Consider the following 12,411-nt stretch of genomic DNA (forward strand, 5'->3'; position numbering starts at 1 on the left):
TATGAAGTATCCAATAATGTTAAACATAATTTTTTATACATTTTTTTTAGTTTTAGAAAAAGATATGATTGTTACACAAGAAGAAATGATTGCTCCTATTTTAACTACATTTTTATTTTTTCTCAGTATCTATGCCGATAAGAACCTAGAGAAACACCATTCAATTTATAACGTTGTTCATTTATTAATGCTAACAGGATGGATATTGACGTTGTTTACTGTAAACAGTAAACTTAATACTATTTTGGGTAATGTATTATTCGTAGTTTTTCCGACACTAATATTATTAAGCTTTTTTAGTATGTTCAATAAAGTGTCTATAGCTATATTAAAGGAAGTAATCTATATTCAATTGTTTTTAGGAATAGCTACTTTGGGAAGTTATCTTTTCTTTGACTATAACACTGTCCATGCAGTGATGGTGGTAATTACATTACTTTATTGTATAGGCTCCATTTACTATATTTATTATAAAGAATTGACTGAAGATAGATATAGAATGATTGTCTTATACGTATCAATGATGTTATCCATTTCGATACTTCCGTATTTAGCTTTCAATCTAATTCCATTATATCTCCTACAAATAGATGTCCCTCATTACACTTATTTGTTTATTTACCTATTTATTATTATATTTCCGTCAAGTGTTATTTTTCTTTTAGAACAAAAAATTGGCTTACATAAAAATAAATTTCATCAAGCTCAATTGTTTTCTAATATTGTCTTTTTCTTTTCATGCTATGTAGTTTTAATTCTTTCTAAGATTCCTTTTATTGATTTTATTATAGCTTTGTATTTAATTGTCTCATTTGCGTGTGTGTATATTTTAGGTCAACACATCATCACTTCATTAAAGGAGAAAAAAAAGGAAAAAAAGTTTTTACAATTATTAACACCAAGAGACGATATGAAATTAAAAATAGAAATGGATGTTTTTTCAAATATGCGTTTTGAAAACGTAGCAGAACTTTTGGCCAATCTGTTCTATGAAAAATTTTCTATACTTTCAATGGCAATATTATGGATGGATTCTACTCAACCATACTTTATTCAGAAGGATGAGAGATTAAAAAGTATTTCTCTAAAAAACGAACAGTACATTTATGTAAAAAAGAATATTGAAATTAAAACTTTTAAAGAGCAAGAAACTTTATTCATTTTGCCATTTAAAAGAGATAACAAAAATATTTGTAATTTTTACTTCTTATTTGATTCATCGACTGTTTCCAATAAATTGTTAAGTGTACTAAATAAAGCAGTTCAACCGGCTGGTAGAACACTATACAATACTAATCAATTATTTGAAAAACAAAACTTTTATCGAAAAAATAGGTTATCTAAAATAGAGAGAGAGACATACTTGAAACAGTTAGATCTAGAACTTGACGCGAAAGAAAAACTTGCTAAGTATTTACACGATGATGTTTTACAATCTATTTTAGCACTAAAAAATATAGTTTCAGTAATGAATGGTTCTACAGAAATTGAAAATATAGTTAATAAAACATTTAACGAAATAGTTTATTCACTTAGAAATGAAATGACAGAAATTTTCCCGTCGTTTTTATATGAGATATCAATTCAAGAAGCAATTTTCCAGCTAATTAGTAGATTAAAAACTACCTTTTATCCTAATAATATTTACTTTGATGTTCATATTGACGTTGATGACGTTTCTGAATTAAAAGATAAGTATTTCTTATATTCCACTATTAAAGAATTGGTAACAAATATGATTAAGCATTCTAAAGCTAATCGATGTGAAATTACGCTAACGATGAAAAATGAATTTTATTATTTAACAGTTTATGACAATGGTATAGGATTTGATATGGATAAAATTGAAAACCAAGATGATTTTTACTTTAAACACATGGGTTTACTAAAAATGAAACAAGAAGTAGATTTTAAAAATGGAAATTTGAGTATTTTTAGTAAGAAAAATCAATTTTCTAGAATTGAAATCGAACTACCGAAGGTGAGTGGATCTGATAAATGAAAATATTAATTATAGACGACCACGAATTATTTTCTTACAGTTTAAAACTTGTTTTAGAAAATAAGAACGAAAATTATCATGTCCTGATTCAATCAGATACCTCTAAAGTTGAAACTATTTTGAGTTCATTGGAAATAGATATCATATTGTTAGATATTAATCTTCAAAATGAAAGTGGCTTATCGGTTGGTAAAAAAATTAAACTTTTATATCCTACAATTCCTTTGGTTTTTTTGACAGGGTTTGATTTGCCCGAATATCGATTAAAAGCAAAAAAAATGAATGCAGATGGCTTTTTAAATAAAACAATCAACGCTGAGGAATTGATTTATTCTATTGAAAAAATCGTTGGATCAGAGATGACTGGTTTTGAAAGTGAAAAATCAAAATTAAGTGAACAGGAAAAGAAAATTTTGATATTGTTGAGTCAAGGATACACGCAACAACATATTGCCTTAGAATTAAAGGTTAGCCGACGCACAGTTAATAATCAAGTTCAATCAATACACGAAAAACTAAATGTTAATACCAGTATTGAAGCAATAGCTGAAGGAATAAAAATGGGCATTATTTCATTATTTGAGAACAATAATAATCAATAATTAAGTTGATTTGAAAGTTAAAACTTGTTTTTTATTAAAATTAGTTAAACCAATTAGGTGTTTTATCTATTAAATGTAAATTTCACTGAATTTACGTTTAGTTGGTTTTCTAAAAGTAGCTGAGAACATTGTTTGAGCGGTATCGTTTGTTCTAAATGAAAGAGATAGTTATCAAGTTAAAGAGCCGATAATTCAAGTAATGAAATTATCGGCTCTTTTTGTGTTAGGTTTTGATTAATTGTAGTAGGGAAAAAAGTAGGAAACCACCTACTTTTTAATCATAATTGGTATTTATACATGTTGTTAAACGTTGATATATCGGTATTCCCCATCTATATTATGTTGGCTCTTTATTCCCACTCCACAGTTGCAGGTGGTTTACTTGTAATATCATACACGATGCGATTTACGTGTGCGACTTCATTTACGATACGAACAGAGATTTTTTGCAATACTTCCCATGGAATACGAGCAAAGTCAGCAGTCATTCCATCAATAGAAGTTACCGCACGGATACCCACTGTATAGTCATAAGTACGACCATCGCCCATTACACCAACTGAACGGATACCTGGTAAAACAGTGAAGTATTGCCAGATGTCACGATCCAAACCAGCTGCAGCGATTTCTTCACGCAAGATAGCATCTGAGTCGCGAACGACTTCTAATTTTTCTTCTGTAATTTCACCAAGAACACGGATTCCAAGACCTGGTCCAGGGAAAGGTTGACGCCATACGATGGAATCAGGCATTCCTAGTTCAGTTCCTAATGCACGAACTTCATCTTTAAATAAAGTATCTAAAGGCTCGATTAGAGAAAACTGCATATCTTCTGGTAATCCACCAACGTTATGGTGAGATTTAATTGTTTGAGCTGTTTCAGTACCAGACTCAATAATATCTGTATAAAGCGTTCCTTGAGCTAAGAAGGCCACACTACCATCACTGGCAATTTTCGTCGCTTCATCGTCAAATAGGTAAACAAATTCATTCCCAATGATTTTACGTTTTTCTTCTGGGTCGGAAACACCAGCTAATTTAGATAAGAAACGGTCACGAGCATCCACTTTGATGATGTTCAAACCAAATTGACCACCCAACATTTCCATTACTTGTTCCGCTTCGCCTTTACGCAATAGTCCGTGGTCAACGAAGATACAAGTTAGTTGGTCACCAATAGCTTTTTGTATTAAGACACCCACAACGGAAGAATCCACGCCACCAGATAAACCTAGCAAGACTTTTTTCTCCCCAACTGTTTGACGGATTTCTTCAATTTTCATTTCGATGAAGTTTTCCATGCTCCAGTCAGCTTTACATTGACAAACATCTAAAGCAAAGTGACGCAATAAATCATTGCCATATTCAGAATGACGAACTTCCGGATGGAATTGAACACCATACATTTGGCGTTCTGTATTTTGAATAGAAGCGATTGGACAATCTTTACTTGTGGCAACTGTTTCAAATCCTTCGGGAGCTTGAGTCACTAAGTCTCCATGGCTCATCCAAACGGTTTGTTTTTCAGGAGTACTGGTAAACAAATGAGCAGCTTTATCGATAATTTCTAATTCAGCTTTCCCATATTCTTTGTTTTTCGCAGGCTCCACTTTTCCACCTAGCTTGTAAGTGATTAGTTGCATTCCGTAACAAATACCTAAAACAGGAATCCCCAATTCAAAGATTTTTTCATCAATTCCGAAAGATTCAGCGTCATAAACACTATTTGGTCCTCCAGAAAGAATGATTCCTTTAGGATTGATGGCTTTCACTTCTTCAGCCGTGATGCGGTGGCTCATCAATTCTGAAAAAACTCCGAATTCACGAATACGGCGTGTAATCAGTTGATTGTATTGGCTACCGTAATCAAGGACGATGATTTTTTCAACGTTCGGCATGTGGTCAACGTTTGTCACAATAAATTACCTCTATTCTTTTTAATTTATAAAAAAATTTTTTCAAACAAATTTGATTGCCTCTATCATAAAGGAGGCGTGGAGAATTTGCAAAAACAAGGGTCTATCAATCAATATTTTCTCAAGAAAACGTGGTCAATGACGTGTTTTTTTGTCTTATGCAAAATAATATCAGCTCGCCCTTTAGTAGGCAAGATGTATTCCGTTAAATTTTTTAAATTGACATTTTTCCAGACAGATTGTGCCATTTCGATTGCTTCTTGGCGATCACCAATCGCAAACTTGTAGTAATAGTTACTAGGATCTTGAAAAGCCGTATCTAAAAGTGATTCAAAGCGTTCTAAATACCAAGCTTCAATCAGCTGTGGATCTGCATCAACAAAAATAGAAAAATCAAAGAAATCACTGACGTAGATTTGTTGATTGGCAGGAAGTTGTAGAACGTTAATTCCTTCAACAATCAAAATATCAGGCTGCGAAATCGTTTGGTACTCTCCTTCAACGATGTCATACACGTCATGGGAGTAGGTAGGGATTACAATTTCTTTATTCCCAGATTTTACTTGGTTTAAAAAAAGAATTAAGCGCTCCATGTCATAGCTTTCTGGAAATCCTTTGCGGTCCATAATACCACGTTCTTGTAGGACATGATTGGGATGCAAAAACCCATCCGTGGTAATCAATTGAACATTTCGCCTTGGAAATAAACGAGAAAGTAGCGTTTGAACCAGGCGAGCAGTGGTACTTTTACCGACCGCCACGCTTCCGGCAATCCCAATAATAAATGGAGGGACTTTAATATAACGATGTAAAAAAAGCCCCTTGCTTAAAGTCAATGATTCGTACTCTTTCATATAAAGATGAATCATATGACACAAAGGGATATAAACATCTTCTACATCTTGCATAGAAATGCGGTCATTTAAACTTTTAATATTATCTAATTCTTCTTGTGTTAATGGCATATGTTCTCGTGTGTAGGAACCTTGCCATTCTTCCCGAGGAATTTGATAGTAATTTATCTGTTCCTTCATAGGAAACCTCCTTTAATTACTCGAAAATAGTGTAACACAAAAAGCAAAGTGCTTACAGATGAAGCCGTGAAAAAAGCAAAATTCTTCTAGAATAGAAACATAAAAACTTTCAGTCCATCTGTCCGAAAAAGATACTCATTGCCAGAGACCGCTCTGAGCCTTCTTTTAGAAGTCTCAAAGCTTTCGGCGTTCAAACAAAGTATAGTAAGTAGGGAATCACTACTTGCAACACTTGTAATTCATCCTCATCTTTTGATGGCGATGAGTACGTTTTCTCCCAAAGGAACTTTCAGTTTTTGAAATTCCTCTTCTTTTGAATTTACAAGGAAAGTATTTGTAGCAAGAAGCTGTAGGAACAAACGGAGAAGATATCCTTGTCGTGTGTCAAAGAGCTGAATGAATTAGTCTGTCTTGTGCGTGTCGCACTTAGACAGAGTTTGAACGTCAGCAGCCTAAGAGACTCATAAGAGGCTCGTGGCGATCTCGCACAACAAGGACATCTTTCGGAGCTTTGTTCAGGAAGCTTCTATATTCATATAATTCACACTGTACATACTGATAAAAAAGAAAAGATAGTTTACAAGCTGTGTTTTTTCGGTATGATGAAAGAGACGAACATCTAGAAGAGATAGATGGATAAAATTAAACAAAATGAGGTTGAACAGATGAGTAATCATTATTATAGTCAAAAACCAGATACTGCCCACGATTACGAAGAATGGAACTTTGAACTAAAAGGAAAAAATTTCCATTTCGTAACAGACAGTGGCGTTTTTTCTAGAGATACAGTGGACTATGGTTCTCGTGTATTAATTGATGCATTTGAGTGGGAAGATTTGCCAGAAGGACCAATTTTAGATTTGGGCTGTGGTTACGGACCGATTGGGTTATCGATAGCTTCTGCCAGTGGCCGAGAAATTGAAATGGTGGATGTCAATGAACGGGCAGTTGATTTAGCTAAACGCAATGCCCAACGTAATCAAGTCGAAAATGTCGATATTCATGTTTCTTATATTTATGAAAATATGCATCATGAAGAATATGCAGCTATTTTAAGTAATCCACCAATTCGCGCAGGAAAACAAGTCGTGCATGAAATTTTAACGGAAGCTGCTCCAAGACTAAAAACTGGTGGGACATTAACGATTGTGATTCAGAAAAAACAAGGGGCCCCTAGCGCACAAAAAAAGATGCTGGAAGCTTTTGGTAATGCAGAGATTATCAAGAAAGATAAAGGCTACTATATTATTCAAAGTGTAAAGGAAGATGGATTGTAAAATCTGTCTTTTTTTGATTGTCTATATTATTTAATTAAGGATTGGAGTATAATAATCTCAAAAAAAGTCGTTCAAAAAAATTAGACGAGGATCGTTCATAAGATGAATAAGTTATTGATGGGGTTACATTTGTTGATAGGTTTTGGCGCATTAATGGGTGGTTTGGCAGCAATCTTAAATCCACAGTCACCAATGGGGATTTCACCGGAAACGTTAAATGGATTTTTTGATAATTTTCTAATTCCAGGACTGTTTTTATTTATTGTGATCGGTTTGGGTAATTTGCTTGGTTTTTATCTGCTGAAAAAAACTTTTGGCTTTGCGAACTATTATAGTTTTTTAATGGGAATCATTTTAGTTTTATGGATTGTGATTCAGTGTTTGATTTTAAAAGAAGTGGTTTTCTTACATGTGCTTTTCTTTGGTTTAGGAAGTATTCAAGTGGTTGGAAATATTCTAGTAATCAAACAGCAGCAAATCCGTTTGTTTAAATGATTAGTCATTAGATGGATAAACTACTGGAAAAATGTCTAGTAGGTTTTTTGATAAAAATTTGATACACTGGACGTGAATATGTCAGAAAAAGGAGGATGCGTCGTGAAATTAACGATTCGACAAATTGCGGAGATGGCAGGGGTCTCAGTAACGACTGTTTCACAAATTTTAAACAACAAAGGAAGTCGTTTCAGTGATGCAACAAGGAAACGTGTGTTGGATATTGTCCGTGAATATCAATATCAACCAGACTTTTTTGCCTCTAATTTGATTACGCGTCATTCAAAAACGATTGGCATGGTGATCCCGAATGTGACTGATTTTTTCTTTTCTAAAGTAGTTGAGGGAGCAGAAACTTACATGAATCCGTTAGGCTATATGTTAATTTTATGTAATTCTCAACAAAGTTTGGAAAAAGAAATTCAATTAATGCAAAAATTGTCCCATCGTTCTGTAGATGGCATTATTTTAGCAACCCCTAACCAATTACCGGAAGAGTACTCTGTCCAAAGTGATTTTTTCCGAAAAATGCCGATTATTATTATTGATCGAGGAATTAACCGTCGGGAGAGTGGTCGTTTAATCGTGAAAGAATACGAAGGAGCTTACAGAGCTGTCAAGCATTTGATAGATAACGGTCATCAAAATATTGGTATGTTAAAAGAAAGTACTGGTTACTATCAGTTGGAAGAACGTTACAATGGTTACCGCCATGCATTAAAAGATGCCGATATTCCTTTTAAACGTAATTGGGTGGTATCTGGAGACTTAACCATCGAGGGAGGATACAAGGCGACAAAAGAACTTTTACGTAGTCGAGATATCACAGCGATTTTCTGTGGGAATGATGCGATGGCTATCGGTTGTTACCAAGCAATCTCGGAACAAGGGAAAAAAGTACCTGAAGATATTTCTGTTATCGGTTTTGATGGATTAGAATTGTCTGAGTATATTACTCCCTCGCTAACGACTGTAGAACAACCAACCTTTGATATTGGATTCACTGCAGCGAAGTTTTTAGTTGATGCGATTGAGTTTCCTGAGAGAAGAATCCCAAATAAAATTTTTGACACAAAATTAATAATTCGTGAGAGCGTGAAAGATATAACAAACGCAAGATGAAAAAAACTAAAAACATTTTCATTTTGCGTTTGACAACTAGTTTCCCGTCATGTATTATCAAGAATGAAAAGGGTTACATTGGGTATCTTTGTTTAGTAAAACGGTTTACTAAAGTGGTTTACCGAACGAAAAAATTATGTATAATAGAGTAGATGTAGGAAGTGAGGTTCAGATCTATGCGAATGGTGGATTTGATTGAGAAAAAACGCGATGGGGGCACACTGTCAGAAAAAGAGATTCAATATATTATCGAAGAATATACGAAGAATCAAATTCCTGATTACCAAATGAGTGCTTTACTCATGGCGATTTTTTATGAGGATATGACAGATGAAGAAATTACAGCTTTAACTTTGGCAATGGCTAATTCCGGAGAAGTGATTGACTTATCTTCTATTGAGGGAATTAAAGTGGACAAACATTCAACAGGTGGTGTGGGTGATACAACAACTTTAATTTTAGCTCCATTAGTTGCCAGTGTAGGAGTTCCTGTAGCCAAAATGTCCGGACGTGGTCTAGGTTATACGGGTGGAACGTTAGATAAATTAGAATCTATTCCTGGATTTAAGATTGAATTATCCGAAGAAGAATTTATTCGAGTCGTCAACGAAAGCCAAGTGGCAGTCATCGGTCAATCAGGTAATTTAGCTCCAGCGGATAAAAAGTTATATGCATTACGAGATGTTACTGCAACAGTCAATTCGATTCCTTTAATTGCTAGTTCAATTATGAGTAAAAAAATTGCGGCAGGAGCTGATGGTATTGTTCTAGATGTGACAACTGGTGATGGCGCCTTTATGAAAAGCTTAGAGGATGCAAGACGTTTGGCACATACGATGGTACGAATTGGTAAATTAGCGAATCGTCAAACGATGGCGGTTATCTCTGATATGTCTCAACCATTAGGTGAAGCGATTGGAAATAGTTTGGAAGTTGTAGAAGCTATTGAAACCTTGCAAGGTAAGGGTCCGGAAGATTTAGTGGAAATGTGTTATGCACTAGGAAGTCAAATGGTCGTACTTGCTAAAAAAGCAGAAACATTGGAAGAAGCACATCAAATGTTGCAAGAAGCACTAGAATCTGGCGTGGCTTTAGACAAGTTCAAGGAAATGATTCGTAATCAAGGTGGCGATGCAACAATTGTTGATGAACCCGAACGATTATTAACGGCAAAATATGAAGTGGAACTTCCAGCAAAAGAATCGGGTGTGGTTACTCAATTGGTAGCCAATGAATTGGGCATTGCGGCAATGATGCTTGGTGCAGGTCGTCGCACAAAAGAAGAAGCTATTGATCATGCTGTTGGCTTGAAATTGCATAAAAAAGTCGGTGAGTCTGTTCAAGAAGGCGAATCGTTGCTGACTATTTACAGTAATATAGAAGAAATTGACGAAGTAAAAGAATTAATTTATGCCAATATTAGCATTGGTGATGCGGGAGAAGAACCGCCGTTAATTTATGAAATTATTACAGAATAGAGATGCCAGTTTCAGTTTACTACTCTACTTACTAGGAACTCTAAGCCAGTAGGATGGGATAGGGTGTTTCAGTCAAACTTAAATTAAAAGAAATGAGGAGCAAAACAAATGGAATTAAATCGAATGATGGACCATACGATTTTAAAAGCAGATACACCGAAAGAAGAAGTTTTACGCATTATTGAGGAAGCGAAGAAGTATCATTTCTACTCAGTATGTATCAATCCTCAGTGGGTTTCCTTGGCTGCAGAAGAGCTAAAAGGCGAACCAGTTTCCGTATGTACAGTGATTGGTTTTCCTTTAGGAGCAACAACTTCTGCAACAAAAGCATTTGAAACAGAAGAAGCGATTAAAAATGGTGCAGATGAAGTCGATATGGTTATTGCAGTGGGTCGTTTGAAAGCTGGCGATTATGACTATGTTCAAAAAGATATTGAAGCAGTTGTAAATGCGGCGAAAGATCGTGCGTTAGTTAAAGTGATTATTGAATCATGCTTACTAACAAATGAAGAAATCGTTAAAGCTAGTGAACTATCAAAAGCTGCAGGTGCTGACTTTGTTAAAACATCAACTGGTTTTTCTACGGGTGGTGCGACAGTCGAAGCTGTTGCCTTAATGCGTGAAACAGTTGGACCAGAAATGGGTGTAAAAGCTTCTGGTGGTATCCATAATGAAGCGGAAGCTTTAGCAATGATTGAAGCAGGAGCAAGTCGTTTAGGAACTAGTGCAAGTGTGGCAATCATTTCAGGTGGTAGTGGCGCAGGTTACTAAAATTGTGAGTGAGAATATATTAGGAACAAAGGAGGCAACTATGACAAAAGCACAAAAACAATGGGTTGAAGTTGCCGTCGATGCGTTAGACAAGGCGTATGTACCCTATTCGCATTTTCCAGTAGGTGCTTGTTTAGTGACAGAGGACGGAAAAATTTACCAAGGATTAAATATTGAAAATGCTTCATACGGTTTAAGTAATTGTGCAGAACGTACTGCAATTTTCAAAGCAGTTTCAGAAGGTGAAAGAGCCTTTCAACATTTGGTTGTCGCTGGTCATACACCAGATCCGATCTCTCCATGTGGAGCATGTCGTCAAGTAATGGCAGAATTTTTTGCACCAGATATGCCAGTTACCCTTGTCGGTGATAATGGTGTAACCAAGGAGATGACAGTAGCAGAATTGTTACCTTACTCTTTCACAGATAAAGATTTATAGGCAACATCGTTCGTTTGATTCAACAGTCCTAGACTGATGAAAAATAAAAAAACTTTTTTATAGGGGGCTTTACAGAGATGAAAAAAGCAAAATTATTTAGTTTTGGTGCAGTAGCAATGGCAAGTGCTTTATTATTAGGTGCTTGTGGCAATAACAGTGGCGGAACAACAGGAACAGATGCGTCTGAAGGTGCAGGGAGCGAAAAACCAGCAGCAACAATCGCATTGATTACAGATACAGGCGGCGTAGATGATCGTTCATTTAATCAATCTGCATGGGAAGGTTTCCAAGCATGGGGCGAAGCAAATAATTTAGAAGAAGGAAATAATGGTTACAGATATTTCCAATCAGAAAATGAATCTGATTATATTCCAAATATTGACCAAGCTTTGAGTGCTGGTTACAACACAATTTTTGGTATTGGTTATAAATTACAACCTGCGATTGCAGAACAAGCTGAATTAAATCCAGACGTAAATTTTGTTATTGTAGATGATGTAGTCGATTTGCCAAACGTAGCTTCTGCAACATTTAAAGATCATGAATCTTCATATTTAGCAGGTATTGCTGCAGCTCACACAACGCAAACTGACCGTGTTGGATTTATCGGTGGAGTTAAAGGTGTAGTTATTGATCGTTTTGAAGCAGGATTTGTGGCTGGTGTAGCAGATGCAGCCAAAGCTTTAGGTAAAGAAATTCACGTTGAAGTTCAATATGCAGGTGACTTCTCAGCTCCTGACCGTGGACGCTCAATTGCTCAAGGTATGTATGCCCAAGGTGCAGACATTATCTTCCATGCATCAGGTGGTACTGGTAATGGTTTATTCCAAGAAGCAAAAGCACGTAATGAAGCCGGTGGCGATAAAGTTTGGGTTATTGGAGTTGACCGTGATCAATCTGATGAAGGTGGCTACAATGGCGACAGCGAAAACTTTACATTAACTTCTGCATTAAAAGAAGTTGGAAATGTTTCTCAAGACTTAGCTCAAAAAGCTTTAGATGGGGAATTCCCTGGTGGATCTCATGAAGTTTACGGTTTAGCTGAAGAAGGTGTTGGTTTAACTGACGGCCAATTATCTGAGGAAGCTTTATCAGCAGTTGAAGAAGCTAGAGCACAAATCATTGCTGGTGAAATCGAAGTTCCAGAAGTTCCAGAAGAAGACTAATTAAGGCTTTCAATCATCGTCTTGTAAAAGGCAAGACGATGATTGCTTTTGAAAAGAGCTTTTTTAAAGACAAAAAGGTTCTTTTGAGAGGTTGCTCTCGAGTTTTAGC

Annotated in this window: 11 protein-coding genes; 9 read left to right on the forward strand and 2 right to left on the reverse strand. The window is 35.5% G+C overall.

Annotation, left to right across the window (positions count from 1 at the left end):
- Window position 1: 1 nt before the first annotated feature.
- Window positions 2–2,002, forward strand: coding sequence for a sensor histidine kinase (locus tag AC4BBX_RS10430; RefSeq protein ID WP_490453765.1), 2,001 nt, complete (start codon window positions 2–4; stop codon window positions 2,000–2,002).
- The gene (locus AC4BBX_RS10435) at window positions 1,999–2,604 is read left to right on the forward strand and encodes a response regulator transcription factor (protein WP_490453766.1); all 606 of its coding nucleotides are present in this window, start codon (window positions 1,999–2,001) and stop codon (window positions 2,602–2,604) included. The genes AC4BBX_RS10430 and AC4BBX_RS10435 overlap by 4 nt, the downstream gene beginning before the upstream one ends.
- A gap of 350 nt (window positions 2,605–2,954) precedes the next feature.
- On the opposite strand, the gene guaA is transcribed toward AC4BBX_RS10435, so the two are convergent.
- Both guaA and coaA read right to left on the reverse strand, forming a co-directional pair.
- Window positions 2,955–4,520, reverse strand: a complete 1,566-nt coding sequence (guaA, locus tag AC4BBX_RS10440; protein ID WP_490453767.1) for a glutamine-hydrolyzing GMP synthase — start codon at window positions 4,518–4,520, stop codon at window positions 2,955–2,957.
- Window positions 4,521–4,630: 110 nt separating this feature from the next.
- On the reverse strand, window positions 4,631–5,554 hold the full coding sequence (gene coaA, locus AC4BBX_RS10445; RefSeq protein ID WP_490453768.1) for a type I pantothenate kinase: 924 nt from the start codon (window positions 5,552–5,554) through the stop codon (window positions 4,631–4,633).
- A 665-nt stretch (window positions 5,555–6,219) separates the two neighbouring features.
- On the opposite strand from coaA, the gene AC4BBX_RS10450 reads away from it, so the two are divergent.
- From AC4BBX_RS10450 to AC4BBX_RS10480, 7 genes are all read left to right on the forward strand, one after another.
- Window positions 6,220–6,831: a class I SAM-dependent methyltransferase gene (locus tag AC4BBX_RS10450; RefSeq protein ID WP_490455806.1), complete on the forward strand. Its 612-nt coding sequence runs from the start codon at window positions 6,220–6,222 to the stop codon at window positions 6,829–6,831.
- 102 nt (window positions 6,832–6,933) lie between these two features.
- Window positions 6,934–7,326, forward strand: coding sequence for a hypothetical protein (locus tag AC4BBX_RS10455; RefSeq protein WP_490453769.1), 393 nt, complete (start codon window positions 6,934–6,936; stop codon window positions 7,324–7,326).
- Between the two features lie 102 nt (window positions 7,327–7,428).
- Window positions 7,429–8,448, forward strand: a complete 1,020-nt coding sequence (locus tag AC4BBX_RS10460) for a LacI family DNA-binding transcriptional regulator (RefSeq protein WP_490453770.1) — start codon at window positions 7,429–7,431, stop codon at window positions 8,446–8,448.
- A 176-nt stretch (window positions 8,449–8,624) separates the two neighbouring features.
- The gene (locus AC4BBX_RS10465; RefSeq protein ID WP_490453771.1) at window positions 8,625–9,926 is read left to right on the forward strand and encodes a pyrimidine-nucleoside phosphorylase; all 1,302 of its coding nucleotides are present in this window, start codon (window positions 8,625–8,627) and stop codon (window positions 9,924–9,926) included.
- A 108-nt stretch (window positions 9,927–10,034) separates the two neighbouring features.
- Complete coding sequence (gene deoC, locus AC4BBX_RS10470) at window positions 10,035–10,697, forward strand: deoxyribose-phosphate aldolase (RefSeq protein WP_490453772.1); 663 nt, start codon at window positions 10,035–10,037, stop codon at window positions 10,695–10,697.
- 40 nt (window positions 10,698–10,737) lie between these two features.
- Window positions 10,738–11,136 (forward strand): cytidine deaminase, encoded by a 399-nt coding sequence (locus AC4BBX_RS10475; protein WP_490453773.1) that lies wholly within the window; start codon window positions 10,738–10,740, stop codon window positions 11,134–11,136.
- Window positions 11,137–11,213: 77 nt separating this feature from the next.
- Complete coding sequence (locus tag AC4BBX_RS10480) at window positions 11,214–12,302, forward strand: BMP family lipoprotein (RefSeq protein ID WP_490453774.1); 1,089 nt, start codon at window positions 11,214–11,216, stop codon at window positions 12,300–12,302.
- Window positions 12,303–12,411: the final 109 nt, after the last annotated feature.

This window comes from Enterococcus sp. AMC1157 (genome assembly GCF_058216555.1).

Bases quoted from the DNA above. Each gene is read 5' to 3' on its own strand.
- deoC (WP_490453772.1), top strand. From the start codon at position 10,035: ATGGAATTAAATCGAATGATGGACCATACGATTTTAAAAGCAGATACA.
- AC4BBX_RS10465 (WP_490453771.1), top strand. From the start codon at position 8,625: ATGCGAATGGTGGATTTGATTGAGAAAAAACGCGATGGGGGCACACTG.
- AC4BBX_RS10455 (WP_490453769.1), top strand. From the start codon at position 6,934: ATGAATAAGTTATTGATGGGGTTACATTTGTTGATAGGTTTTGGCGCA.
- coaA (WP_490453768.1), bottom strand. From the start codon at position 5,554: ATGAAGGAACAGATAAATTACTATCAAATTCCTCGGGAAGAATGGCAA.
- AC4BBX_RS10480 (WP_490453774.1), top strand. From the start codon at position 11,214: ATGAAAAAAGCAAAATTATTTAGTTTTGGTGCAGTAGCAATGGCAAGT.
- AC4BBX_RS10475 (WP_490453773.1), top strand. From the start codon at position 10,738: ATGACAAAAGCACAAAAACAATGGGTTGAAGTTGCCGTCGATGCGTTA.
- AC4BBX_RS10450 (WP_490455806.1), top strand. From the start codon at position 6,220: ATGAGTAATCATTATTATAGTCAAAAACCAGATACTGCCCACGATTAC.
- AC4BBX_RS10430 (WP_490453765.1), top strand. From the start codon at position 2: ATGAAGTATCCAATAATGTTAAACATAATTTTTTATACATTTTTTTTA.
- AC4BBX_RS10435 (WP_490453766.1), top strand. From the start codon at position 1,999: ATGAAAATATTAATTATAGACGACCACGAATTATTTTCTTACAGTTTA.